The organism is Mesorhizobium sp. 1B3, from assembly GCF_050958605.1.
Lineage (GTDB): Bacteria > Pseudomonadota > Alphaproteobacteria > Rhizobiales > Rhizobiaceae.
Map to the genome: position 1 here is coordinate 341643 of NZ_JBJHDO010000004.1, position 26957 is coordinate 368599.

General features: G+C 62.1%; 12 protein-coding genes. All 12 read right to left on the reverse strand.

Features of this window, described 5'->3' with window-relative positions; translation table 11 throughout:
* Nucleotides 1-112: 112 nt before the first annotated feature.
* On the reverse strand, nucleotides 113-4309 hold the full coding sequence (gene rpoC / locus ACCO56_RS13700) for a DNA-directed RNA polymerase subunit beta' (protein WP_433641306.1): 4197 nt from the start codon (nucleotides 4307-4309) through the stop codon (nucleotides 113-115).
* A gap of 174 nt (nucleotides 4310-4483) precedes the next feature.
* A complete protein-coding gene (gene rpoB / locus ACCO56_RS13705; protein WP_433641307.1) occupies nucleotides 4484-8623 on the reverse strand; it encodes a DNA-directed RNA polymerase subunit beta in 4140 nt (1379 codons plus the stop codon).
* 252 nt (nucleotides 8624-8875) lie between these two features.
* A complete protein-coding gene (gene rplL, locus ACCO56_RS13710; RefSeq protein WP_433641308.1) occupies nucleotides 8876-9253 on the reverse strand; it encodes a 50S ribosomal protein L7/L12 in 378 nt (125 codons plus the stop codon).
* Between the two features lie 54 nt (nucleotides 9254-9307).
* Nucleotides 9308-9826: a 50S ribosomal protein L10 gene (rplJ, locus tag ACCO56_RS13715; RefSeq protein WP_433641309.1), complete on the reverse strand. Its 519-nt coding sequence runs from the start codon at nucleotides 9824-9826 to the stop codon at nucleotides 9308-9310.
* A 362-nt stretch (nucleotides 9827-10188) separates the two neighbouring features.
* Nucleotides 10189-10890, reverse strand: a complete 702-nt coding sequence (gene rplA, locus ACCO56_RS13720) for a 50S ribosomal protein L1 (RefSeq protein WP_433641310.1) — start codon at nucleotides 10888-10890, stop codon at nucleotides 10189-10191.
* Between the two features lie 4 nt (nucleotides 10891-10894).
* Nucleotides 10895-11323 carry a 50S ribosomal protein L11 gene (gene rplK / locus ACCO56_RS13725; protein ID WP_433641311.1) on the reverse strand — a complete coding sequence of 143 codons (429 nt, stop codon included), beginning with the start codon at nucleotides 11321-11323 and terminating at the stop codon, nucleotides 10895-10897.
* Between the two features lie 153 nt (nucleotides 11324-11476).
* Nucleotides 11477-12004 carry a transcription termination/antitermination protein NusG gene (gene nusG / locus ACCO56_RS13730; protein WP_433641312.1) on the reverse strand — a complete coding sequence of 176 codons (528 nt, stop codon included), beginning with the start codon at nucleotides 12002-12004 and terminating at the stop codon, nucleotides 11477-11479.
* A gap of 23 nt (nucleotides 12005-12027) precedes the next feature.
* Nucleotides 12028-12228, reverse strand: a complete 201-nt coding sequence (gene secE, locus ACCO56_RS13735; RefSeq protein ID WP_433641313.1) for a preprotein translocase subunit SecE — start codon at nucleotides 12226-12228, stop codon at nucleotides 12028-12030.
* Between the two features lie 359 nt (nucleotides 12229-12587).
* Nucleotides 12588-13337: a F0F1 ATP synthase subunit A gene (locus ACCO56_RS13740; RefSeq protein ID WP_433641314.1), complete on the reverse strand. Its 750-nt coding sequence runs from the start codon at nucleotides 13335-13337 to the stop codon at nucleotides 12588-12590.
* Between the two features lie 355 nt (nucleotides 13338-13692).
* The gene (locus ACCO56_RS13745; protein ID WP_433641315.1) at nucleotides 13693-14955 is read right to left on the reverse strand and encodes an alpha/beta hydrolase; all 1263 of its coding nucleotides are present in this window, start codon (nucleotides 14953-14955) and stop codon (nucleotides 13693-13695) included.
* 396 nt (nucleotides 14956-15351) lie between these two features.
* Nucleotides 15352-24924, reverse strand: a complete 9573-nt coding sequence (locus tag ACCO56_RS13750; RefSeq protein ID WP_433641316.1) for an isopeptide-forming domain-containing fimbrial protein — start codon at nucleotides 24922-24924, stop codon at nucleotides 15352-15354.
* A complete protein-coding gene (locus ACCO56_RS13755; protein WP_433641317.1) occupies nucleotides 24912-26954 on the reverse strand; it encodes a site-2 protease family protein in 2043 nt (680 codons plus the stop codon). The genes ACCO56_RS13750 and ACCO56_RS13755 overlap by 13 nt, the downstream gene beginning before the upstream one ends.
* Nucleotides 26955-26957: the final 3 nt, after the last annotated feature.

Consider the following 26957-nt stretch of genomic DNA (forward strand, 5'->3'; position numbering starts at 1 on the left):
AGCCCCCTTTTGACCGACAATGAAGCGATTGCTTCGGTATGCCGCAAGCCGGCCCTAACAAGAAAGCCGCCGGGTTGCCCCGGCGGCTTCGGAATTTTCCTGGCGTCCGCCGTTACTGTGCGGCGGTCGACATGTCTGCAAGCATCGGATCGACCATCTCGACGCCGGATGCCTTGCGGCGTTCGTCGAGGATGAGTTCGTCGCGCGAGGTCGCGATGCGCCGGATCTGAGCCATCGTGCCACCGGTGCCGGCCGGAATCAGTCGGCCGACGATGACGTTTTCCTTCAGGCCCTGCAGCATGTCGGTCTTGCCGGCGACTGCCGCTTCGGTGAGCACCCGGGTCGTCTCCTGGAACGAGGCGGCCGAGATGAAGGACGGCGTCTGCAGCGAGGCCTTGGTGATGCCGAGCAGCACCGGCTGGCCGGCGGCCGGCTTCTTGCCGTCCTCGACCAGGCGGTCGTTGACCTCGTCCAGTTCGATCACGTCGACATGATCGCCCGGGATGTAGGTCGAATCGCCCTGCTCCGTGATCTCGACCTTCTGCAGCATCTGGCGAACGATCACCTCGATGTGCTTGTCGTTGATCAACACGCCTTGCAACCGGTAGACCTCCTGGATCTCGTTGACGAGGTAGGAAGCCAGTGCTTCCACGCCCTTGATCGCCAGGATGTCGTGCGGCGCCGGATTTCCGTCGAGGATGTAGTCGCCCTTCTCGATGGCGTCGCCGTCCTGCAGATGGAACGGCTTGCCCTTCGGGATGAGGTATTCGACCGGCTCCAGCGTCGAGTCATGCGGCTCGATGATGATACGGCGCTTGTTCTTGTAGTCGCGGCCAAAGCGGATCGTACCGTCGATCTCGGCGATGATGGCATGATCCTTCGGACGGCGTGCCTCGAAGAGTTCGGCAACACGCGGCAGGCCGCCGGTGATGTCCTTCGTCTTCGCGCTTTCCATCGGGATACGGGCCAGCACGTCGCCCGGCTTCACATGAGCACCGGGCTCGACCGAAAGGATGGCCTCGACCGAGAGCAGGAACCGGGCGTCGCCGCCCTTCGACAGCTTGCCGACCTTGCCCTTGGCGTCCAGCACCGTGATCGCCGGCTTGAGATCCGAACCGCGCGGCGTCGAGCGCCAGTCGATGACCTCGCGCTTGGTGATGCCGGTCGACTCGTCGGCCGTTTCCTGAACCGAGATACCGTCGACCAGATCCTCGAACGCTGCCTGACCCTCGATTTCGGTGAGGATCGGGCGGGTGTAAGGATCCCACTCGGCGATACGCTGGCCGCGTTTCACCTTGTCGCCGTCGTCCACATAGATGCGCGAACCATAGGTCACGCGGTGCGTGGCGCGCTCCTTGCCCGTCTCGTCGAGGATGAGGATCGCCATGTTGCGGCCCATCGCCACGAGATGGCCGTCGGAGTTGCGCACGACATTGCGGTTGCGGATCTGCACCGTGCCCTCATACGAGGCTTCCAGGAACGACTGGTCGACGACCTGCGCCGTGCCGCCCATGTGGAAGGTACGCATGGTGAGCTGGGTGCCCGGCTCACCGATCGACTGGGCGGCGATAACGCCGACAGCCTCACCGATGTTGACCGGGGTACCACGGGCCAGATCGCGGCCGTAGCAGACCGCGCAGACGCCGGTCCGGATCTCACAGGTCAGCGCCGAGCGGATACGGACGGACTGGATGCCGGCCTTCTCGATCGCATCGATGTCGCGCTCGTCGATCAGACGGCCACCCTTGACCAGCACTTCACCGGTCAACGGATGTACGATGTCGTCGAGCGCCGTGCGGCCGAGTACGCGCTGGCCGAGCGAAGCCACGACCTGGCCGGCATCGACGATCGGCTGCATGGTCAGGCCCTTTTCGGTGCCACAGTCGGCCGCGTTCACGATGCAGTCCTGCGCAACGTCGACGAGACGGCGCGTCAGATAGCCCGAGTTGGCCGTCTTCAGCGCGGTGTCGGCGAGGCCCTTCCGGGCGCCGTGTGTCGAGTTGAAGTACTCGAGCACGGTGAGGCCTTCCTTGAAGTTCGAGATGATCGGCGTCTCGATGATCTCGCCCGAAGGCTTGGCCATCAGGCCGCGCATGCCGGCGAGCTGGCGCATCTGGGTCGGCGAACCGCGCGCACCTGAATGCGACATCATATAGATCGAGTTCATCGGCTTCTGACGGCCGTTTTCGTCGAACTCGACCGCCTTGATGCGGCCCATCATCTCGTCCGCCACCTTCTCCGAGCACTTGGCCCAGGCGTCGACGACCTTGTTGTACTTCTCGCCCTGGGTGATCAGGCCGTCATTGTACTGCTGCTCGTATTCCTTCGCGAGCGCCTCGGTATCGGCCACCAGCTTGTGCTTGGTGTCGGGGATGAGCATGTCGTCCTTGCCGAAGGAGATGCCGGCCCTGCAGGCGTGGCTGAAGCCCAACGCCATGATGCGGTCGCAGAAGATCACCGTCTCCTTCTGGCCGCAGTGGCGATAGACCGTGTCGATCATCTTGGAGATGTTCTTCTTGGTCATCTCCTGGTTGGCGATCTCGAAGGGGACGTTGGGGTTCTTCGGCAGGAGCTCGCCGATGATCATGCGGCCCGGCGTCGTGTCGTAGATCTTCGACACGACGCTGCCTTCGGCGTCCACCGTCCTGTAGCGGCCCTTGATCTGGGCGTGCAGTGTCACGGCCTTGCTTTCCAGCGCGTGCTGGAGTTCGCCCATGTCGGCGAAGATCATGCCCTCTCCCGGCTCGTTCTGGTTGACGATCGAGAGATAGTAAAGGCCCAGAACCATGTCCTGGGACGGCACGATGATCGGAGCGCCGGAGGCCGGATGCAGGATGTTGTTGGTCGACATCATCAGCACGCGGGCCTCGAGCTGCGCTTCGAGCGACAGCGGCACGTGGACGGCCATCTGGTCGCCGTCGAAGTCGGCGTTGAAGGCCGTGCAGACCAGCGGATGAAGCTGAATGGCCTTGCCTTCGATCAGGATCGGCTCGAAGGCCTGAATGCCCAGCCGGTGCAGCGTCGGCGCGCGGTTGAGCAGCACCGGATGCTCGCGGATGACCTCGTCGAGGATATCCCAGACTTCCGGTTTTTCCTTTTCGACCAGTTTCTTCGCCTGCTTGACGGTCGAGGAATAACCCTTGGCGTCGAGACGGGCATAGATGAAGGGCTTGAAGAGTTCGAGCGCCATCTTCTTGGGCAGGCCGCACTGATGCAGCTTCAGTTCGGGACCGGTAACGATCACTGAACGACCGGAATAGTCGACTCGCTTGCCGAGCAGGTTCTGGCGGAACCGGCCCTGCTTGCCCTTGAGCATGTCCGACAGCGACTTCAGCGGACGCTTGTTGGCGCCGGTGATGACGCGGCCACGGCGGCCGTTGTCGAACAGCGCGTCGACGGCCTCCTGCAGCATGCGCTTTTCGTTGCGGATGATGATGCCCGGCGCGCGCAGTTCGATCAGCCGCTTCAGGCGGTTGTTACGGTTGATGACGCGGCGATAGAGGTCGTTCAGGTCCGACGTTGCGAAGCGGCCGCCATCCAGCGGAACCAGCGGGCGCAGGTCCGGCGGGATCACGGGAATGATCTTCATGATCATCCACTCCGGACGGTTGCCGGATTCCATGAAGTTCTCAACGACCTTGAGCCGCTTCAGGAGCTTCTTCTGCTTCAGTTCCGACGTGGTCGAGGCAAGTTCGGAACGCAGGTCGCCTGCGATCTTCTCCAGATCCATGCCGGCTAGGAGATCATGGATCGCCTCGGCGCCGATCATGGCGGTGAAGGAATCCTCGCCGTAATTGTCGACGGCGATCATGTACTCTTCCTCGGACAGAAGCTGATGCTGCTTCAGATCCGTCAGGCCGGGCTCGATGACGATGTAGTTCTCGAAGTAGAGCACACGCTCGATGTCCTTCAAGGTCATGTCGAGTAGTGTGCCGATACGCGAGGGCAGCGACTTCAGGAACCAGATATGGGCGACGGGCGCGGCCAACTCGATATGGCCCATCCGCTCGCGCCGAACGCGCGAGAGCGTGACTTCCACGCCGCACTTCTCGCAGATGACGCCCTTGTACTTCATGCGCTTGTACTTGCCGCACAGGCACTCGTAGTCCTTGATCGGGCCGAAGATGCGCGCGCAGAACAGGCCGTCCCGCTCCGGCTTGAAGGTACGGTAGTTGATCGTCTCCGGCTTCTTGATCTCGCCGAACGACCAAGACAGAATCTTCTCGGGCGACGCCAGCGAAATCCGGATGGAATCGAACACCTGCGTCGGCGCCTGAGGATTGAAGAGATTCATGACCTCTTGGTTCATGCCGTTCTCCTTGTCGGGACCGAAGTCCCTTTTCGATATTGTCGGGCATTGACGCCCATCTCGTGATCTCTCACCCCAACGCCGCCGCTCAGGCGAGGTTCACGCAAGTCATTCCTGCCGGCCCTCGGGCGGGCCGTGGGCGCATCGCGGCGACCCGCGATGCGCCGATCTTCATCACTCGGCCGCGTCGGGCAGGCGCGCCGGACCTTCTTCGGCCGTCCTGGAATTCTCCAGTTCGACATTGAGACCGAGCGAGCGCATTTCCTTGACGAGAACGTTGAAGCTCTCCGGAATGCCGGCCTCGAACGTGTCGTCGCCGCGCACGATCGCCTCGTAGACCTTGGTGCGGCCCGCGACGTCGTCCGACTTGACCGTCAGCATCTCCTGCAGCGTGTAGGCCGCGCCGTAGGCCTCCAGCGCCCAGACCTCCATCTCGCCGAAACGCTGACCGCCGAACTGCGCCTTGCCGCCCAGCGGTTGCTGCGTGACGAGGCTGTACGGTCCGATCGAACGCGCGTGGATCTTGTCATCCACCAGATGGTGAAGCTTGAGCATATAGATATAGCCCATCGTCACCTTGCGATCGAACGGCTCGCCTGTGCGCCCGTCATAAAGCGTCGACTGACCGCTGGTATGCAGCCCGGCCTGTTCGAGCATCTCGTTGATGTTGACCTCATGCGCGCCGTCGAACACCGGGGTCGCGATGGAGACGCCCCGCTTCATCTGTTCGCCGAGGCGCAGGATGCCCTCGTCGTCATAGTCGCGGACCGGCTCGTTGCGGTCGTTACCGGGGATGATGCTCTCGATCGTCGAGCGCAGCGGCTTGATGTTGCCGGACTGCTTGTAGGCCTCGATGAGCTCACCGATCTTCCGGCCCATGCCCGCGCAGGCCCAGCCGAGATGCGTCTCCAGGATCTGGCCGACATTCATGCGGCTTGGCACGCCCAGCGGATTGAGCACGATATCGGCATGCGTTCCATCCTCGAGGAACGGCATGTCCTCGATCGGAACGATACGCGAAACGACACCCTTGTTGCCGTGACGGCCGGCCATCTTGTCGCCCGGCTGCATCTTGCGCTTCACCGCCACGAAGACCTTGACCATCTTCATGACGCCGGGCGGCATCTCGTCGCCACGCTGCACCTTCTCGACCTTGTCCATGAAGCGCTGCTCGAGCGCCTTCTTGGAGTCGTCGTACTGGCCGCGCAGGGCCTCCAGCTCGCCCTGGAGCTTCTCGTCCTCGACGGCGAACTGCCACCACTGAGAACGGGGATAGTCGTCCAGGATCTCCTTGGTAAGCCTGGAGCCCTTCTTGAAGCCCTTCGGGCCTGCGATCGCGTCCTTGCCGACGAGCATGTCGTTCAACCGGCTGTAGACGTTGCGGTCGAGGATCGCCTGCTCGTCGTCGCGGTCCTTGGCGAGACGTTCGATCTCCTCGCGCTCGATCGCCATTGCGCGCTCGTCCTTCTCCACGCCGTGACGGTTGAAGACGCGCACCTCGACGACCGTGCCGAAGGTCCCGGGCGGCATGCGCATGGAGGTGTCGCGCACATCCGAAGCCTTCTCGCCGAAGATGGCGCGCAGAAGCTTCTCTTCCGGCGTCATCGGGCTCTCGCCCTTCGGCGTGATCTTGCCGACCAGGATGTCTCCGGGCTGAACTTCGGCGCCGATGTAGACGATGCCGGCTTCGTCGAGGTTCTTCAGCGCCTCCTCCGATACGTTCGGAATGTCGCGCGTGATTTCCTCGGGCCCGAGCTTGGTGTCGCGCGCCATGACTTCGAATTCCTCGATATGAATCGAGGTGAAGACGTCATCGGCGACGATGCGCTCCGACAGAAGGATGGAGTCCTCGTAGTTGTAGCCGTTCCACGGCATGAACGCGACGAGCACGTTGCGGCCGAGCGCCAGGTCGCCGAGATCCGTCGAAGGACCATCTGCGATGATATCGCCCTTCTCGATCCGGTCGCCGACATTCACCAGCGGACGCTGGTTGATGCAGGTATTCTGGTTCGAGCGCTGGAACTTCATCAGACGATAGATATCGACGCCGGACTTGCCGGGATCGAGGTCTTCCGTCGCCCTGATGACGATACGGGTCGCGTCCACCTGGTCGACGATGCCACCGCGACGGGCGGCGATCGCGGCGCCGGAATCACGCGCGACGATCGGCTCCATGCCGGTGCCGACGAACGGCGCCTCGGCACGTACCAGTGGCACGGCCTGACGCTGCATGTTGGAACCCATCAGCGCGCGGTTGGCGTCGTCGTTCTCGAGGAACGGGATCAGAGCCGCGGCTACCGACACCATCTGCTTCGGCGAGACGTCCATCAAGTCGACGTTTTCGCGCGGCGCCATCATCACCTCGCCGGCGTTCCGGCAGATGACGAACTCGTCCTTGAAGCGGCCCTCCTGGTCGAGCTCGGCATTGGCCTGCGCGACGAAGTGCTTGGCCTCTTCCATGGCCGAGAGATACACGACCTCGTTGGTCAGCTTGCCGTCCACGATCTTGCGGTACGGGCTCTCGATGAAGCCGTACTTGTTGACGCGCGCAAAGGTGGCGAGCGAGTTGATCAGGCCGATATTCGGGCCTTCCGGCGTTTCAATCGGGCAGATGCGGCCATAATGCGTCGGATGCACGTCGCGCACCTCGAAGCCGGCGCGCTCGCGGGTCAGACCGCCCGGTCCAAGCGCCGACAGGCGCCGCTTATGGGTTATCTCCGACAACGGATTGGTCTGGTCCATGAACTGCGAGAGCTGCGAGGAACCGAAGAACTCACGCACGGCGGCGGCCGCCGGCTTGGCGTTGATCAGGTCCTGCGGCATGACCGTGTCGATCTCGATCGAGGACATGCGTTCCTTGATCGCACGCTCCATGCGTAGCAGGCCGACGCGATACTGGTTCTCCATGAGCTCGCCGACGGAACGCACGCGGCGGTTGCCGAGATTGTCGATGTCGTCGATCTCGCCCTTGCCGTCGCGCAGCTCGACGAGCGTCTTGACCACGGCAAGGATGTCTTCCTTGCGCAGCACGCGCACGGTGTCCGCGGCATCCAGTTCGAGACGCATGTTCATCTTGACGCGTCCCACGGCCGACAGGTCGTAGCGCTCGGGATCGAAGAACAGCGAGTTGAACATCGCCTCGGCTGTCTCGAGCGTCGGCGGCTCGCCCGGACGCATGACCCGGTAGATGTCGAACAGCGCGTCCTGACGGCTCTCGTTCTTGTCGACCGCCAAAGTGTTGCGGATGTATCCGCCCACATTGATGTGGTCGATATCGAGGATCTGGATCTCTTCCTCGCCGGCCTCATTGAGAACCTTGAGGGTCTTCTCGTCGATCTCGTCGCCGGCCTCGAGATAGATCTCGCCGGTGGCATAGTTGACGATGTCCTCGGCAAGATAGCTGCCATAGAGGTCGTCGTCGGTCGCCTTGATCGCCTTCAGGCCCTTTTCGGCAAGCTGCTTGGCCTGACGGGCCGTGATCTTCTTGCCGGCCTCGACGACGACCTCTCCGGTATCGGCGTCGACAAGGTCGCTGACGGCCTTGAGGCCGCGGAAGCGGTCGACGTTGAACGGAATCCGCCAATGATCACCCGAGCGCTTGTAGGCGATCTTGTTGTAGAAGGTGGAGAGGATCTCCTCGCCATCCATGCCGAGAGCCATCAGCAGCGACGTCACCGGAATCTTGCGGCGACGATCGATGCGGGCATGCACGACATCCTTCGAGTCGAATTCGATGTCGAGCCACGAGCCGCGATAGGGAATGACGCGCGCCGCGAACAGCAACTTGCCCGACGAGTGCGACTTGCCCTTGTCGTGGTCGAAGAAGACGCCCGGCGAACGGTGCATCTGCGAGACGATCACGCGCTCTGTGCCGTTGACGATGAAGGTGCCGTTCGACGTCATGAGCGGCATGTCGCCCATGTAAACGTCCTGCTCCTTGATGTCCTTGATCGACTTGGCGCCGGTGTCCTCGTCCAGATCGAACACGATCAGGCGCAGGGTCACCTTCAACGGCGCGGCATAGGTCAGGTCGCGCTGCCGGCACTCGTCGACATCGAATTTCGGTGCCTCGAATTCATATTTGACGAATTCCAGCATCGACGTGCCGGAAAAGTCCTGGATCGGGAACACCGACTTGAAAACGGCCTGCAAGCCCTCGTCGGGACGCCCGCCCTTGGGCTCCTCGACCATGAGGAACTGATCATAGGATGCCTTCTGAACCTCGATCAGGTTCGGCATCTCCGCAACCTCCGGGATTTTTCCGAAGAACTTGCGTACGCGCCTGCGACCGTTGAAAGTCTGGGTCTGGGCCATCGTCGCTCCTTGCTGCCTTTCTTGGGGCGCACCTCGCCAGGCTCGCCTTGCAGTTCGTGACCGCCGCCGCGGCAGTCTTCTTCCAATTTGCTCGCCGCCTGCCGGCGGCAGGCCAAAACGGTTGAAAACCCGTTTCCTGAAAGCCGCAAAATCGGCCCTCAGGAAAGAGGTTCCCCATGACTCCGCCCCGGCTTCCCCGATTGCCCGGGGAATCGGCGGACAGGACCTGCCCGTCCGCCGAGAACCGTGACGCTACTTCAGTTCGACCTTGGCGCCCGCAGCTTCCAGCTGAGCCTTGAACTTGTCGGCATCGGCCTTGGAAACGGCTTCCTTGATCGGCTTCGGAGCGCCTTCGACCAGGTCCTTGGCTTCCTTGAGGCCGAGACCGGTGATGGCGCGCACTTCCTTGATGACGTTGATCTTCTGGGCGCCGGCGTCGGCGAGGATGACGTCGAACTCGGTCTTTTCCTCAACCGGGGCGGCAGCGGCAGCGGCACCGCCAGCAGCGGCGACGGCCACCGGAGCGGCAGCCGAAACGCCCCACTTCTCTTCCAGCAACTTCGACAACTCGGCCGCCTCGAGGACGGTCAGCTGCGACAGGTCTTCAACGATCTTGGCGAGATCAGCCATTTTTCACTTCCTTTAAAGGTTCGAACAGGTGTTTGGTGACAGCGAGGAACGGCCTCATGCCGCCTCGTCCTTCCGGGCGTAAGCGCCAATGACACGCGCGACCGAAGCCGCGGGAGCATTGACGACCTGGGCGATCCGGGTTGCCGGGGTGGCAATCATGCCCACCAGCTTCGCGCGGAGCTCGTCGAGCGACGGAAGCGTGGCGAGTGCCTTCACCCCATCCGCATCGAGAGCCGTCGCGCCCATGGCGCCGCCGAGAATGATCAGCTTGTCATTCCCCTTGGCGAAGTCGGACGCGACCTTGGGAGCCGCAACCGGATCATCCGAGTAGGCGATCAGCGTCTGTCCCTTGAACAGATCGATGATGGCTTCGGACTCCGTGCCCTGAAGAGCGATTTTGGCGAGACGGTTCTTCGCGACTTTGACGGTGCCGCCGGCCTGACGCATCTTCGTGCGAAGATCGTTCATTTGCGCGACGGTGACACCGGCATAGTGGGCCACGACGACTGAACCTGCGCTCTTGAACGCATCGTTCAGGCCCGTGACGAGTTCGCGTTTTTCCGCTCTGTCCACTGCCTATCTCCAGTTGACAGCCGCTTCACCTTGAAACGGCCATCGGTTGCCTTTTGCCGGGCGGGCCATCCAATCCTGGATCACCCGAACGACGCTCGAGGATCCTGCCCCCTTTCGCCACACCGGCCGGTCGCCCGGACGGAGTGCTGGACAAAAGGTCAACACGGTTCGAACCTTTCATCGGAGCCTTCGCTCCTTTGTCGGGTCTTCACCCGTCTCATGCAGGCCCCTGAGGAATTAAGGCGAGCCGCCTGCAATCTCGGACAGGATTTCCGGAAGCCTTTCGGACTTCCGGATCCGGGCCCAAGGGCCCGGAATTCGTTCGGGATCAAGCGCTTGGAGCTTGATCCCGATAATTCACATCAGGACGCCACGGTGAGGCTCGACAGATCGAGCCTCAGGCCGGGGCCCATCGTCGTGCTGAGCGACGCCTTCTTCAGGTAGTTGCCCTTGGCGCCGGCCGGCTTGGCCTTGGTCACGGCATCCGCGAAAGCACGGATGTTCTCTTCGATTGCCTTCGCATCGAACGACGCCTTGCCAACGCCCCCATGGACGATGCCAGCCTTCTCGACCCGGAATTCGACGGCGCCACCCTTGGACGCCTTGACGGCGCCAGCAACGTCGGCCGTCACCGTGCCGACCTTCGGGTTCGGCATCATGCCGCGCGGACCGAGCACCTTACCGAGGCGGCCGACCAGCGGCATCATATCGGGAGTAGCGATGCAGCGATCGAATTCGATCGTGCCCTTCTGGACAGTCTCGACCAGATCCTCCGCCCCGACGATGTCGGCACCGGCAGCGCGCGCCTCGTCAGCCTTGTCTCCCTTGGCGAACACGGCAACGCGCACGGTGCGGCCCGTGCCGTTCGGCAGATTGACCACGCCGCGAACCATCTGATCGGCGTGACGCGGGTCGACACCGAGATTCATGGCGATCTCGAAGGTCTCGTCGAACTTCGCCGTGGCACGCTCCTTGAGCATCTTCACGGCCTCGTCCAGGCTATAGGCCTTGTTGCGATCGATTCCCTCGCGGGACTTGGCAACACGCTTTGCAATCTTAGCCATCGTCTCAGCCCACCACTTCCAGGCCCATCGAGCGGGCAGAACCTTCGACCATACGCATCGCCGCCTCGACGTCGTTCGCGTTCAGGTCCTTCATCTTCGCCTCGGCGATCTCGCGAACCTTCTCGCGGCTGATCGTGCCGGCCTTGGCTTTTCCCGGTTCCTTCGAGCCCGACTTCAGGTTGGCCGCCTTCTTCAGGAAGAAGGTCACCGGCGGCGTCTTCATGACGAAGGTGAACGACTTGTCCTGATAGTAGGTGATGACGACGGGAATGGGCGAACCCTTCTCCATCTCCTGGGTCTGCGCGTTGAACGCCTTGCAGAACTCCATGATGTTGATGCCACGCTGACCAAGCGCAGGACCGATCGGGGGCGACGGCGTCGCCGAACCCGCGGCTACCTGAAGCTTGAGCTGGCCTGCAATTTTCTTAGCCATACTCTTGTCTGCCTTTTCGACGTGCCGGATATCCGGCGGTTGCAGTCTGGTGGTCCGGAGACGGACGGCCGGCTAAGCCGCCAGTTTCCTCCCACCTGTTTCGGCGGCAAGCCGCCGTCCCGCGCCACCGATCCGGCAGCGAGGACAATCGGATCAGCCCTTCTCGACCTGACCGAATTCGAGATCGACAGGCACCGCGCGCCCGAAGATCGAAACCTCCACCTTGAGCCTGGAGCGCTCCTCGTCCACTTCCTGGACGAAACCGTTGAACGACGCGAACGGACCGTCGGACACGCGCACCTGCTCGCCGATCTCGAAGGTGACGGACGGCTTCGGCCGTTCGACCCCCTCCTGGACCTGATGAAGGATGCGCTCGGCCTCCTTGTCGCTGATCGGCACCGGCTTGGAGTCACCCAGGAAGCCGGTGACCTTCGGCGTATTCTTGATCAGACTGAACACGGCGTCCGAAAGATTGGCCCTCACCAACACGTAGCCCGGAAAGAACTTGCGCTCGGCATCGACCTTGCGGCCACGACGAACCTCGACGACCTTTTCCGTCGGGACGACGATCTGCTCGATCTGATCGGCAAGCCCCTTCTGCTTGGCCTTGTTCTCGATATCCTCGGCGACCTTCTTCTCGAAATTCGAGTAGGCGTGGACGATGTACCACCGCGCAGTCATTCAGATACTCCGTAGTCGCCGGTCTATCGGGCAATGCCGAGGATCTGCTCGATCCCAAAGGCCATGAGCTGGTCTGCCGCGAAAAAGAAAATGGACGCGATCACCGCGAATGCCAGAACCATCAGCGTCGAGATCATGGTTTCGCGCCGAGAAGGCCATGTCACCTTCTGGGTTTCCGACCTTACCTGCTGGATGAAGGTAAAGGGATTGGTGGTCTTTGCCATGCGCCGCTCTACTTTCGAGACCCGTCGACCGGGCCACCTGGATGATCCCGCGAAGCCGGGAGATGTCGCCTGGACCGGAACGCCCGCGAATCAGTCGCGATCACTCCACCCATGCATTAAGGGCGCGTAAAGCAGGTTTCCCAGCTCCACGCGCCGCGTGTCCGTCCATCTACATAAAGCCGATTCACGACACATGCAAGTGCGATCAAACCGCTTTATTGTTCGGGCGCCGGCATGAGACCATCCAGTCGTCCCTTCCCGGCTATGGCCGGTCTTATGCCCCAAAACGCCGCTTTTGGCAAGGTGTCTTGTGATTCTGCGCTCTTTCCGCGCGTAAAAACGGCTTGAAGCGTTCGCAATCAGTGGCCTGGGTGGAGGGCATCGTTCAGATACATGCAGGTCAGCATCGTGAAGATATAGGCTTGAATGCCGGCCATCAGCAGTTCGAGTGCCGTGATCGCGACAGTCATAGCCAGCGGAAATACGGCACCGATGATCCCGACGGTCCCGAACCCCGACATGGAGACGATGAAACCGGCAAAAACCTTCAGAGTGATATGGCCGGCCAGCATCACGGCGAACAGACGCACCGAGTGACTGATCGGCCGGGAGAGATAGGACACGATTTCGATCGGAACGATGATTGGGGCGAGGACCAGCGGCACGCCTGAAGGGAGAAACAGCCGAAAGAAGCCGAGGCCATTCTTCCACAGGCCATAAATCGTCACGGTCAGGAACACCAGCATGGCCAGCGCGAATGTGACGATGATCTGGCTGGTCACCGTGAAGGCATAGGGGAACATGCCGATCAGATTGGCGACGAGGATGAACAGGAACAACGAGAAGACCAGCGGAAAGAACCGCATGCCGCCCTCGCCCGCATTGTCCCGGAGCGTCTTCGAGACGAACTCATAGGCCAGTTCGGCGATCGACTGCGCCCTGCCGGGGATCAGTCGTCTACCGGCAGTCGCCAGCAACAGGAACGCTCCACCGGCAACGGCCGCACCGATCATATGGGCCGCCGAGTTGGTGAAGGCGAATTGATGCCCGCCGAGCTCGAAGAGGTCGAAAAGCGGCTTGATTTCGAATTGTTCGATTGGTCCGGCCATGGTCTCTACTTTCGTGAATCAGTTGCTGGCGAGCGCTCGGCGAACGGCGAGCCGCGCCTCGCGGAAGCGCGAGCACGCGGATCGCCACGCAACAAGCGTGCCTTCGGCCTGATCATGTTTCGATTTTGGGATGTGACGAACTGGCGGGGATGCAAAAATGGCTCCATCGTTCTCGATGGGGCCGTCCCCGACGTGCTCAAGGCGCCGGTCGTCCAGCGCGCGCTGCTTCTAGCTCACGAAGGACCGCAAGCCAAGGGGCGTGATCTTATTCAACAGTGCTTCCCTGAACACTCAAAAATCGCGCCCGCCGGCAAAAGCACATTCATCCACTATCTCCTTCTTTGGCTCGGGCGCGCTAATGGGCTGCACTCTCGGCCTGCGCGCCGCTCGCCAACGTTTCCTCCAGCCTGATTCTCTTGGGAGGCGGGCCGCTCCGTTCTATGACGCTCACCGGCGCGGCGATCGTTGCTGCCGCGATGGTACCTACGTTCTTGGCCGTCCCGGCAACGACCGCGGTGATTCCCTCGGCCAGCGAGATTTGCGAGTCGGTGAGTGTCTGGCCCGTGATGATGCGCTGGCCGATCAACTGTACGATCTCCGGACTTTCGGCGAACTTGCCATGATGCAAACCGTCGTCAGTCTCGACCTTTGTGAGGTCGATCGCCGTGATACCGGCGCGCTCGAGCTGCGTGCGATAGGGCTCGGCCGTGGGATCGATCGCGCCAAGGCGCGAAACGTCGCCGGAGATCAAGCTCGACACGGCAAGTGCGCGGTCGTCCTGGGACACGAAGATCGTGAATTTCGGGCGGCCCTCCCCCATGTCGGTCCATTGCTTGGCGAAGACATCGAGGTCGATATCGGGTGAAGCGAGGATCACGTTTTGGATTTTGGGAGCGATCTTTCCATCCCGAATCCCCATTTGGCGAAGAGCCTCCATCGTCAGCCAGGTTCCCATGGAATGGGCAAGGATCGTGACATCCTTCACATCGGGTGCGGTTGCCAGGGCACGCAGTGCGTCTTCGAGCGCTGTGCGGGAGTAGTTCGTGCTTTCCTTGTCGTAGTTGTAGTCGAGCACGCGGGCGCGGGACGGCCAGGTGAACAGCATAGGCGTCGCCTTGGCGCCGGAATCGTGCACGATCTGCGCCAGGCGGAAGACCCCATCCTCGTACCGGTTGTTGAAGCCATGCACGAACAAGAGGATGTGGCCGCCGACGCTGTGCTGGCGAAACCATTCGCGAGCCTCGTCGCGCGACGCCAATTGACGCACGCGCGTCACGGCAAAATCAGTCTCAGGATTGGGCGGCAGGCGACGCGGCCATTGCACGGTGCCTGGCTTGCGTCGATCGTCCGGCGGGATCGACACCGCGACGTCCGTCAAGGCGAGGGTCGGGCTACGCTCGCCTGAAAACAAGGTGGCCGGGTCTCCAGACGGCTGGCGCGTCGTCCCTACCAGCATGTCGACCTGAGAGGTGGCGGAGGTCGCCACGGCTACCGGAGTCATCACGCCTTTCGGATGCCCCCCGCAGCCAGCCAGAATAAGGATAGCGAAAAGCGTGGAAGCAACCCGTCCGGGTTTCGGGGATTGGACTGCGACGCTGAGACCCAACTGTTCAGGCATCGGTGCTTTCTCTGACAAACTCATCAACTCCGCGCCCGCACGACAAAATGAAGACACCCGAATCTTTGCGCAGCCCTAGCTCTCCAGTTCGCAGGGTAGCTTCGCAGGCCAGCGGACGTGACTATTGGAGTGCATGCCAGCGAGCGATAGTTGGACTTTGGGATAATATTAACGATCTGGCAATTGACCGCATCGGCCAGCACTGTCCCGCCCCCTCTGGCGTGCCGGCCATCTCCCCACAAAGGGGAGATCATCTCGGCGTCTCTTCCGCCACGTTGACGATTGGCGAAACCATGCGTGAGCCGATTCTCCCCTTGTGGGGAGATGGCCGGCAGGGGTACTGCGCGGTACAGGCGGGAAGGCCAGGATGGATCTGGGGTCGCTCCGTGCCTAGGCCTAGTAGTCGCTGATCGCCGTGCCGCCCACCTCATTGAAGTTGATGTACCTGCGCGACGTCACCGCCAGCGGGTCCTCCGATGCTGCCATCTGGTCCCTCAGCACGACGTCGCTACCCGAATCCATGGCACTGAAAACGTCGAAGCGCCGGTGGAAATCGATCGGCGTGTTGGCGCCGGGATTGAAGAAGACGTTGGTCCTGTCCAACGGGCCCAACGCCGTCACTGTCGGTGGCGATGTGGTGACGATGGCCGAAACGGGCGCCGGTCCTTCGACATCCTTCATCATAAGTATCCAATTGCCGTCCGGGCTGGCGACGGTCGTTCCCGTGTCGATGGGCGCTCCGCCGGGGCCGATAAGGGTGATCCTTACCTGCGCGCCTGTCGCCGACTTTCCGGTGAAGATCGGCGCGATATAGAGCGGCTCCTCGATTTCTTCTTCCTCTTCCTCCTCGTCGTCGCCGAGCACACGCTCGATCTCGAATGGATCCGGCGCGGCGTTGAGGATATCGCTGTCAGTCGCGATGTTGTTGTTCGGATTGGCATCGCGCCCACGCGTGCCGTCCCCGTTCACCTCGACCACATTGACCGCTTGGTCGATATCGGCCGACGTGGGGAACATAACCTCGAGCGTCAGGCCGAGGATTATGGGAGGATCTCCGGGATTGACCGTGCCGAGCCTCCAGGTCACGACGCCGGTGGCAGGATCGAAGACGCCGCCATTGGTCGCGCTCACGAAGCGGAAGACGCGCGTGTCGATGACGTCGCGCACCACGACGCCGTCGGCGCGGAATTCGCCGACGTTCTGCACGGTTATCGCATAGTCGACGATGTCGCCCGGGGAGACCTCGTCGACGCCATTCGCCTTGGTGATCACGAGATCCGGATAGATCAGCCGGTCCGTGTGGGTGTCGATGTTGTTCTGCGGCGTCGGATCGGGGCCGCCTTGCCCGTTGTCGTTGATGGTCACGACATCGGTCGTGTCGTCGATCGAGGGCGGAAGCCCCGGACGCACCCTCAGCACCATGGTGAAGTCGAGCACACCATCGTCCGGCGACAGCGTGTCGAGCCGCCAGGTGACCGTCCCGGACACCGGGTCGAAGACCCCTCCGTCGCTGGCTGAAACGAACTCGAATACGGTGGTGTCGACGCGGTCGATAATCTGCACCCCGGCTGCGACGCGGTCGCCGACATTCTGGGCGGTAAGCGTGAACTCGACGGTTTCGCTGCCGCCGATCACTTCGACAGCGTTCGTTTTCGTCACGACGAGATCAGGAATGGCGCGGGTCGTGATTGTCGCATCGTCGATATTGTTCTCGGGCGTGGGGTCCGTCTGGATCATGTCTACCTCGGCGACGTTGATCAATTGCACGTCGCCTGTTCCACCGGAAGGCGCCGGCGAGAACGTGTCGCTCGCCTGCATGAAAAGTGTGATGAGCCGTGTTTGATCAGGAGGAATGTCAGCGAGCGCGACCGTGATCACCCGGGTCGTGAGATCGAAGGTGAAGGGTGTGTCCACGCCGTCCACACTGACGGAAAGGAGCTCCACGTCTACGGGCAAAACATCTGTGAACACGACGTTGCGCGCCGTTTCGACCACCGGATTGTCCAAATTCGGTGCGCCAACGTTCAGCACCTCAATGTCGTAGGTGAAGAGCTCGCCGGGCTCGACAATGTCGACGGACGCTTCCTTTACAAGTTGCAGATCCGGCCCGACAATCGTTACCGAATCCGTATCAGAGCGGGTATAACCGCGCTGTTCATCGGGCGCCTGAACGTCGGGAATGGTGTCGTAGCCGAGCGTGGACGTGTTCGGAATTGTTGCGCCGTCCGCGCCCGCTACGACCACGCTTTGCGCCGTGAACCTGATCACGAGCGTCGCGTTGCGCTCCAGCTTGTCGAGGTTCACCTGGAACCCGGTGCCGACAAGGGTCACCACGGCCGTTCCGGAACCGCCCTCCACCGTCGCGGTGATCGAACCCGGGTTCAACGTGAGCAGCGGGTCGTTGAAAGGATCCGAAACGACCAGGTCGAATGCGTCGACATGGGAGTTGGCGGTGTGGTTCACACGGATCTCGTAGGGGGCCGTCCCGCCGACCGGGACGAGGGGGAGAAGTGCGCGCTTGTCGATCACGAGGTCGGGTTCAACCAATGAAATCGTCTCGGTCGCATCGTCGGGCGCGATCCCGCCTCCCGCGCTCACCGTTGCGGTGTTCGAGATGACATCGCCGTCCTGGTTGAGAATATTGTCCAGGACCGTCGCCCGGTAGGTGACGCGGATCGTGTCGTTGCCGCTCGCATTGTCGCCGGGGTTGACGAGCTGGATTTCCGGCGTGCCGGGCGTGTTGTCGAGCTGGAAACTCAGCGTCGCCACGCCTGTGATCGGATTGACATCGAGCGTCGGGTTCACGATCGTCACGTCGCCGCCGGCGAAGCCGATGTCTTCGACTGTCAGTGAAGAGAGATCGATCCCCATCCAGGACTCGGTCACGTCTACGACCATCAAATTGCTGGTCGTCCCCTCGGAGACGGTGATATCGAGCGCGAAATCCCCTGTCTCGCCGATAGTGAGTTGATTACCCACGGTCTCCGCAACGGAGGAGGATTCGAGCGACTTTTCGATCGAAATCGGGAATGCGCCCAGCTGGACAGTGGCGTCATCCACGGCCTGGTAGTTGTTCAGGTTGTCATCGGGATCGATATCGTTGGGATCTGTGCTGTCTGGCGGAACCGGAACCGCGTCGTCGGTGAAATCGCCGTCGAGCAACCCCTCCGAGCCGTCGCGCTCGTCGGGGTTCGTTCCTGACGTCGAGGTCCAGCGCACGTCGACGTCGTTGGTCAGCGTCTCGTTCGGGGAGGCGGTGTTCGCCACCACCAGGGAATAGGTGAGCCTAACGGTCCCGCCGACGGCAATCTGGTTGATAGTCCCGGTGATCTGGCCCGCAGTGACCGTGAAGCCGCCAACCACCACGCCGTTCTCGTCCAGAACGTCGCCAGTAAAGTTTGTGTCCGCGGGCGCCGTGTCGGTGAAGGTCACGTCGAAGGCGTCCGACGTTCCGATATTGGTCAGCACCACCTGATAGGTGACCACGTCGCCGGCGTCCTGGATCTGGGCAGGATCGGTCAGCACCGTCTTGTCGACCGTAATGACCGGCTCAACGATCGCGAGCGATGCAGCGCCCGTAGCCCCAATCGTGTTGTCCGCCTGAACGTCCGCGGCGTTGTCGATCTGCTCCCCGTCCTGATTGATGCGCTCGTTCGTCACGACCGCGGTGTACGTGATTCTGATCGTGTCGTTGTCCGTCAGATCGCCGATCGGATCGCCCGGGTTGAGAAGCGAGCCGTCCGCGCTGTTCTGGAGCTGGAAGGTCAGCAGGCTTGCGCCCGGCACGTTCGGCGAGGGCACGAGCGACGCTCCGACGATTTGCAATCCGGCCGCGCCGGCGAAACCGCTCGGGATGATCGTCAGCGAACTCAGATCGATCCGCTGCCCCGCTTCGGTCAGATCCTGAACCACGACGTTCTGAAGCGTTCCCTCGAACACTTTCACGTCGAGCGTGTAGGTGACCGTCTCGCCGATCGTCGCTTGTGGGACACTTACCGATTTGACGAGGTCAATCACGCTGTCGGTGACGACTTGCGCCTGAGCTGTCGCTACATAGTCGTTCACGTCGCGGGGGAGATTCCCGATCCGCTCTCCCGTGGGCGAACCCGGATTTACACTTCCGTCGAGCGAACTCCACCTCCCGAGGACGCCGTTCGGGATGGTCTCGCTAGGCCCTACAGTGTTCTGCACTGACACTGTGTAGACAAGCTCGAATGTGGCACCGAGCGGAATATCGATATCCGCCCCGTCTATCGTCTGGATGGTATTCCCGACAATCTCGATCTGGTCCAGCACGTCGACGCCGTTGACGGTCGCTCTGACGAGGCTCGCGGCGAAGTCCTCCGGTATGCTGTCGGTGAAAGTGAATTCGAACGCATCCGACTTGGAGCTGGAGCTGTGCTGCGCGGTTACCGTGAAGGTGATTTCGTCCCCGGCGTCAACCGTGGCGGGGGCGTCGTGTGTCTTGGTGAGAACCAGTTCCGGCTCGACAATGGAGAAGGAAGCGTCGTCGGAGCTGCTCCCATTGTCATGCGTCCAGGTAACGGTGTTGGGCTTGGAATCGTTGTTCTGGTTTTCGAACACGTTGTCCACGCGTGCCTGGAAGGTGACTCGCAGGAAATCGTTCGACAAGTCGTTGTCGCCCGGGGTGACGAAGTCTTCCAGATCGAGCGTCAGGGTCTGTCCGGATTGTGTAAAAACAAATCCGGTGATCGGGTTGCCATCGCCGTCCTCAACTGTCCCGGTTCCGGGTAAGAACGTTATTCCCGGTGGCAGGATATCCACGCCGAGGGGATTGACGGTCGTGCCTTCGATGACAGGAATTTCGAACGTGTAGGTAACGATCTCGCCGATCGTAGCGGTCGGCTTGTCCACCGTCTTCACGATCGGGCCGGGGTCGGCGATGGTGACGGTTTGCTCGGTCTCGAAGAAATAGTTGTTGACCTCGTTCGGATCGTCGCTGTTGACGTTGCGCGGTACCATGTCCGAACCGTCACGGGTTTGGCTGACGCTGCCCGCGATATACGTCGCGTCATCCTCAGGATCGAGGGATGGGTTGAAATCCGTGATCACTGGCCTCGACGGATCGAATCCGTCCGCCGGGTCGAAATCCGGCAGAGACTGATAGGTGAGTTGCACCTCGTTGGTGAGCGCCTCCCCCTGAACCACGGCCTCAGCGACCGTGACGCGGTAGGTTATTGTCACGGTTTGAGTGCGCGGCAGGTCGAAACCGTTGACGGTCAGCGTGTTGGTGGCTGCGTCGAAGGCGATGTTGGCGTCACCGTCGAACCCTGCTGCCGTGAACCCGTTGAAAACAACGGAGCCGGGCACGATCTGCAGGTTGGGCGGAATCTGATCCGTTAGCGTCAGCGCGTAACCGTCGCCCGTCGACAGCGTGTCGTTGTGGGAAAGCGTCAGAGTGTAGGTGAGCTCGTCTCCTGCGTCGAGGTCCGGCGTGACCCCCGTCACGGTTTTCGCGACATCGATGGCAGGCTCGGTGATGGTGATGTTGACGGAATCGTCGAAATTCTGTGCCACGCCGGCTACGTCATAAGTGACCCGTGCGCCGTTGACGTGAACGTCGCCGCTATCGGTCTCCACCACATTCATGACTTGGGCACGGAATACCAGAAAAATCGATTCCTCCAGCGGGACCGGGTTGTCCGGGTCACCCACATTGAGGACTCCGCCGATGTTGAGCTGAAGCCTGTTGTTGATCCCGTCGCCATTGGTGTCGCTTACGACGACATTGCCCACGGTTAGTGCGTCCGGGTTGCTGAGGACGAGGTTCGAGCCGACGCGCACTTGATCGACCGAGACGATCCCCACAATCCCCACTGCGCCGGCGGCGTTGAAGAAATCAGTGTCATCGAACATGATGACATTGTCGGCCTGTCCGACCGGAAAGGAGACCTTCAGGACATACGTCAGCACCTCGCCGACCACGACGTTCGGGTCGGGGTCCAGGGGGTCTGGATTGGTCGGTAGGGCCGGATTCATCGGGAAGGCGATCGGCTGGCCTCCGAGCGAGGTGTTGAGCAGGAATTTCTCGATCTCGGGTCCCGAGATCGTCAGCGTATCGGACCCGCTTGTCGGGCCGAAAACCCGCTCGACCAGTTGGTTGCCCGACAGCGAGGAATAGCTGTCGATTGTTGCGGTGTTCTCCACGACCGTGCCTTCGATTGCATCGGGCTGGATCGTGACATTGAAGCCAAGCAGAAGCTTTTCGCCCTTGGCGATGGCAAAGGTCGGATCGGTAACCACGGTAATGACGAAATTGCCACTTGGATCAGTCGGGGGCGTGATCGTGACGGTAACGAGGGAAGGGTTGGCGTCGAGTTGGGTCTGGACGGAGCCGGTACCGGAAACGCTGACTTGGACAATGCTTGCAAAGACAGCGCCGGTCATGTCGGTGTCGGCGTCCGTGATCGTCAACCCGAAGGCGGTCGTGTCGAACGTGCCGGAGCCGTTCACGATCTCGTAGGTCATCAAGACGGACTCGTTCCCCTGCGCCTTGTCCGGGGAAAAGGTCTTGGTGATGGTGAGATTGGGCTCGACGATATCCACGCCTTCGGTATCGCTGACGGGATTGGTGGTCGGCGTGTCCAGGGTCGCCGTGTTGATCGCGCGCGTTCCTGCATCGAGCGCCGGATCGTCGGTCGCCTGCGCCTGATATTGGATAACGAAAGATTGGCCGCTGAGATCAGTGCCCGGCGCGGCATTGGTGATGAGGTTGCTGAAGTCGAAGGTCAGCGTGTTTCCCGTCTGGGTGAAAGCGAGTGCAGAGCCGTCCGACAAGGCGCCGCCGCCTTGCTGCACAATCCCCTCGAAGGTGACCGTTTCGCCATTCGCGTTGATGAAGGTCAACAGCAGAACCGGAGTCCCGACCAGCGCCATGCCTTGCGGCAGGACGTCGGTGACGATGGCCTGCGTCGCGCCGTCAGGCAGCGTCACCTCGATCTGGAACGTGCCGATCTCGCCAATGGTGAGGTCGTCGCCAGTGGTGAAACCCTGATCGGTGGCGATCAGTCGCTTGTCGATTTCGACGGTCTGCGCCGTCAATTCCGCGTCGTCGGTGAATTGCCCGTCCACCCCCTCGGTAAAGTCGTTGCCGCCCTCGATGGCGGCAAAGGAGAGTATCTCGGCGGTGTTGTTTACAGTGATGCCCGGATTGAGGTTGTCCACGGCGACCAACTCATAGGAGATGATGATGATGTCGTGGCCATTGGCGGCGCCGCCGGCCGCAATTCCTCCGAGACCGTTGGCATCGTCATCGTTGATCGTGATGCCGGTCCCGCCGAAAAAGTCGTCGATGGTGCCGGTGAAGCTCACGAGCGATCCGTCGCCATACTGCACGGTCAGCACCGCGCCGGCGGGGATCGCGAAACCCGGCGGGAGCGTGTCGTTGATCACGACGTCGAAGGCGTCCTGGCCGCCGGTGTTCTGCACGGTCACCGCGAACTTCACCGTATCGCCGGCATCGAAGCCCGACATGTTGCTGTCGATCGGCGTCGTTGCCAAATCCGCGGCGGTAAGGGTGGAGGTCGTGGTGAAACCGGCCGCGCCGAGGGCGAAAGTCATCTTGCCGGGCGCGACCCTCGTGGGGTCGAACGCCAGAGAATTGTCGACCGCTCCATCCGCATCCGTGGCCACGGTTCCCTTGGTGAGCGACAGGACCGGCTGGCGCAACACGACATCGTCGATGATGATATCCGTGTCGACGTTCCCCTGGCTGTCGGTGTTCTGGATCTGCGCCTGGTTGGTGAGGAGAAGGCCGTCGGCAAAGGGATGATCGGTGGCGGTGATGGTGTAGAGAAGCTCGATCACGCCGGACTGAGACGGCGCAAGGTCGAAGTCGGCGAAGCTGAAATTTATGGAGTTTGCCGCGCCGTTGGTCGTCACCGTCGGGTTCGGTGCAATTCCTCCGGATATGAGCGTGTCGCCCGTGCCGAGCGTGACCTGGTACGGCGCTGGGGTACCCGTACCTCCTACGAAGACGAACCCCGATCCGTTCCCATCAACGTCGAAGACCGGCGACGGCAGGAAGTCGGTGATGTTCAGATCGTTCACGTCCGCCGACGAAACTTCGATTCTGATACGATAGGTGACCGTGTCGCCCGGCGCGATTGTCGGACTGCCGCCAGATGGCGGCTGCCCGTTGATCGCCAGGACGGACTTCGTCGAGTTGGGCGGTGTGATGTCCACATCGCTGCCCGAGCCGTCGGGTTGCGCTGGGTTGGTGCCGTCTCCCGTCGCGCTGTTCAGCGTAGCGTTCACGGAATTTGCAAGCGTGTCACTGACGACCACCGGCGCACCGCCGTTGCGGTAGTTCTCCTCGATCAGCGCGTAATAGGTAAGGGTCACCCGTGTTGGGCCCTGCTGTGCATCGCCGTTGAAGAGGTCGCCATAAAGTATCTCGTCCAAGGCGCCTGCATTGCGCACTGCCGCGCTCAGGAAGAAGGTGACCGATTGCGACCCGTTGGCCTGGAAGGTTGTGGCGATCTCCGTCTCGTCGCCCGGTTCCAAGGTTTGAGTCAGAGGGAAGAGATAGACTTGGCCGTTCATCTCGACGCGGAGCACCGGCGTGTGGTCGAGCGTAGCGTTGTCCGTCGTGTCAAGCGTCAACCCATCCGCAAGGACATCGGTCAGGACGGCTTCCCTCAAAGCAAGGTAATCCGAGATGTCGGCTTCGATCGTGTATTGCACATACTTGCCCGGCGCCGCCGCCCCGCCACCTTCTATGTTGGACATCTTCAGGACCGTATATGGGCGTATGATGACGTCGATGCTGTCCTCGAGCTGGCCGCTATTGTCCGGGTTGATCGCAACCTCCGAACCGTCGGCCGCGGCATAACTGGCGGAGACGACCTCCGCCTGATTGGTGGCGAGATAAGCGGCCGGACTGTCGACGTTCATCTCGTCGAGGTCTGTGCCGTCGGCAGCGAACTCCGGCGCATAGGCAGTCAAGGTGATGACGATATCGCCTTCGCCTGTCCGGCCTGTGACGGTGTCGAAGGTCCATTGCGCCGTGGTGATCGTATCAATACCAGGAACGCCCTCCGCCGTGCCTCCAACCCCGGGGGCGGTCTGACTGCTTGCTGCGACGTTTGTCGTCGCCGTCAGGAAAAACAGGTTAGTCGGAAGCAGGTCCTCGATGTTGATATCCGTCACCGTCACACCCGTCGCGATATCGACGGAAATCGTGTAGGTGAAGGGGAAATTCGGCCCCTGGGCCGTCTCGCCCTCGGCAAGCTGGAGTTCCTTGTCCAACCGCATCACGATGGGAGTGATGGTGTCCGATACTGCGGCGCCCTGCTGCACCGGCGGGTCCGTCGTCGGGTTGTCGAGGGGATCAAGGCCGAACTGGAATCCGCCGCGTGCCGTCACGGTGATGTCTTCGCCAGGCACCGCGCCGGTTTCGGGATTCGCGTCCGGACTATCGTCCAGCGTAGCGGAAAAGACGAGGTCGATCGCCGGCTGGTCCGGCGTGTAGCTGCCGAACGGGGCAAGAACGTTGATCCACGTCTCGCCTACCGTCGAGCCTATCGGCAGTGCCAGTTGCCCGCCGACATTGTCGAGCGGATGCTGAGTGACCGGATTCCCCGAGCTGTCGACCCATTGCGTGCCGTCCCAGGTTCCCACTTCCTCGGTCTGCAGCGAGACACCCAGATAGGTGACGTCGTTCACCTCGATGCCCGGTCCAACGGTGACGTCCACGAACGGGCCATAGCCCGTGCCTTGCGGGTCGGCGCCGGTATTGTCGAACGTGACCCCGAAGGTGAAGCTTTCGTTGATGAGTTCCTCGTCGGGCAGGTCGACTACGGTCGCCACAGGCGTCGCGCTCAGCAACACTCGGTCTTCGAGCCGGCGCAGGCGCGGTCGATAGTATGCCGGGACCGTCGGGAGTCGAGCCTGTCCCCGCGCCGAGCCGCCGGCCTCGGAGGGATTCAAGTTTGTCAGAGCGTCCATCTTGAAGGTTCCCTCAGATCGAAATCGTCAAACCAGCCGCGGATGATCGTGTTGACGGGCCGCCAGACGACATTTGAAATCAGGCGGCCCGGTGCGCCCGGATACCAGCCTCTCGTGCTGCCCTCGGGGGAGAAGGTGGAAAGGAAGCGGGTCTCGGCAAGCCTGCGCTTCTCGCCGCTGGCGTCCACCGCGAGAGGCCCGCCGCCCTCGGCAGTGATCGAGGCGGGCGGCAACTCGATCGCGACGGCCGGATCGAGCCTTTCGAGGAGGACCGGCAGCGAGGATATTCCGAAGCCCAACGGCCGGAAGGTGAACCGTGCGGAACGGCTTTTCAGCAACGCCACATCGTCGGGAAGCAGCCATGCCTTCACCTCCAGCGTTTCGAGGTCGGCGATCTCGCCGATCAGATCGCCGCGTTTCACCCAGGCGCCCCGGAGATCACGAAGTTCCCCACCGAAGATGATGCCCGAACGCGGAGATCTCACATCCAGCTCGCCGAGCCGCCGCTCGGCCTCGCCCATCTCCTCGCGCACCGCCTCCAGCAGCTCGCGCTTGCCCTGAAACGCGGTCGGGTTTTCGCTGCTGCGCGCCTTCTCCAGCTCGATGCGGGCATGTTCGTGGCGCGCCGCAAGCCTTCTGTATTCGGTATCGAGCGCATGATTCGCCAGGGTCACGACAGGGCTGCCCTTCTCGACGTTCACCCCTTCCTTCACCGAAATGTCGACCACCGCGCCCGAGGCTCCTGCCCGAAGCTGCAGGCTGTCCCGGTAGTCCACCACGCCCGGTGCGGAAATCCAGGTGGGTATGGGCGCGAACCAGAGCGCCACAAGGCCCGCGGCCGCCATCGCGCCGCGCAGCGCCGCCCGCCGCCGGGCCGCCGGGCCGATCTTCCAGATTGTTTGCAGCAGCCGGCCGAGCGGAACGAGCAGCATCCCCCAGATCACCGCCAGGGCAAGCACCAACCCGAAGCCGAATGCAAGCCGTGCTGCGAGAATGCTTAACGTAGCGGCGAGAACCAGACGCCAGGCCAGTGCCGCCCAGCCGTAGAGTGCAATCAGCGGTGGGTGCGGTTCCCTCGCCGGGACGCCCGTGAGGTGGCGGACGGTAAAGTCGCGCGTCGCCGCGGCGCCGCGCTGATAGAGATTTGGAACGCGCAGCAAATCGGTCAGGGCGTAATAGCCGTCGTAACGCATCAGCGGATTGGCATTGAAGACGATCGAACTCACCATCGTAGTGATGACGAGCGCGTGCAGGAACGCACGCCAATCTCCATCGGGTGCCCAGGACCAGAGCAGGACGGCGAGCGATCCGAGGCCCAGCTCGCCGACGATGCCGGCCGCCGTGATGTGCAGGCGCCGCCACCGGCTCTCTAGGCGCCAAGCTCCGGTGATGTCGACATAGGCGCCGAGCGGCAGGAAGATGATGAAGAGCAGGCCGAATTCGCGCACCTCGACGCCGTGCAGGCGCGCGACGATGCCGTGCTGAAGTTCATGCCAGGCCTTGCTGATGATCCAGGCGAGCCAGAACATCAGAACCAGGTTGACGCTCAGTACCGCCTGAAGCTCATGATAGAACTCGCTCCACTGGGCGATCAACGTGGCGAGCCCCACGCCAAGGAGGGCCAGCCAGCCGACCAGCATGGCCGGGCTGTAGAGCCATCCGAGGGTGCGTGCCCCCCAGGCAAAGAAGCGGTCGCCCGAGCCTAGCCTCAGCCGTTGTGATACGGGCCCTATGCGCCGGGCGGCAGTCACGCCCTGAGGCGGCCCGGCCCTCTGACCCAGCAACAGCCCGTGCGCCTCCAGCTCTTCGAGCACTGGCTTGACTTCCAACTGCGATAAGGCGGCATTCGGCCGATCGCGAAGCAGGCGCTCATAGGCTTGGGCCGGCGATCTCTCGCCATTGAGAAGCCGTGCAAAGGCCGCGGTATCGCGGTCGGTTTCGATGAACGCGCCTCCCATAGGATCTTCGATCAGCACGGCCTTGGCGGCATCGCCTTTCCGATAGAAGAAGCGAAGCTCGGGGCGGAGCATCGG

Bases quoted from the DNA above. Each gene is read 5' to 3' on its own strand.
- rpoC (WP_433641306.1), bottom strand. From the start codon at position 4,309: ATGAACCAAGAGGTCATGAATCTCTTCAATCCTCAGGCGCCGACGCAG.
- rpoB (WP_433641307.1), bottom strand. From the start codon at position 8,623: ATGGCCCAGACCCAGACTTTCAACGGTCGCAGGCGCGTACGCAAGTTC.
- rplL (WP_433641308.1), bottom strand. From the start codon at position 9,253: ATGGCTGATCTCGCCAAGATCGTTGAAGACCTGTCGCAGCTGACCGTC.
- rplA (WP_433641310.1), bottom strand. From the start codon at position 10,890: ATGGCTAAGATTGCAAAGCGTGTTGCCAAGTCCCGCGAGGGAATCGAT.
- rplK (WP_433641311.1), bottom strand. From the start codon at position 11,323: ATGGCTAAGAAAATTGCAGGCCAGCTCAAGCTTCAGGTAGCCGCGGGT.
- nusG (WP_433641312.1), bottom strand. From the start codon at position 12,004: ATGACTGCGCGGTGGTACATCGTCCACGCCTACTCGAATTTCGAGAAG.
- secE (WP_433641313.1), bottom strand. From the start codon at position 12,228: ATGGCAAAGACCACCAATCCCTTTACCTTCATCCAGCAGGTAAGGTCG.
- ACCO56_RS13740 (WP_433641314.1), bottom strand. From the start codon at position 13,337: ATGGCCGGACCAATCGAACAATTCGAAATCAAGCCGCTTTTCGACCTC.
- ACCO56_RS13745 (WP_433641315.1), bottom strand. From the start codon at position 14,955: ATGCCTGAACAGTTGGGTCTCAGCGTCGCAGTCCAATCCCCGAAACCC.
- ACCO56_RS13750 (WP_433641316.1), bottom strand. From the start codon at position 24,924: ATGGACGCTCTGACAAACTTGAATCCCTCCGAGGCCGGCGGCTCGGCG.
- ACCO56_RS13755 (WP_433641317.1), bottom strand. From the start codon at position 26,954: ATGCTCCGCCCCGAGCTTCGCTTCTTCTATCGGAAAGGCGATGCCGCC.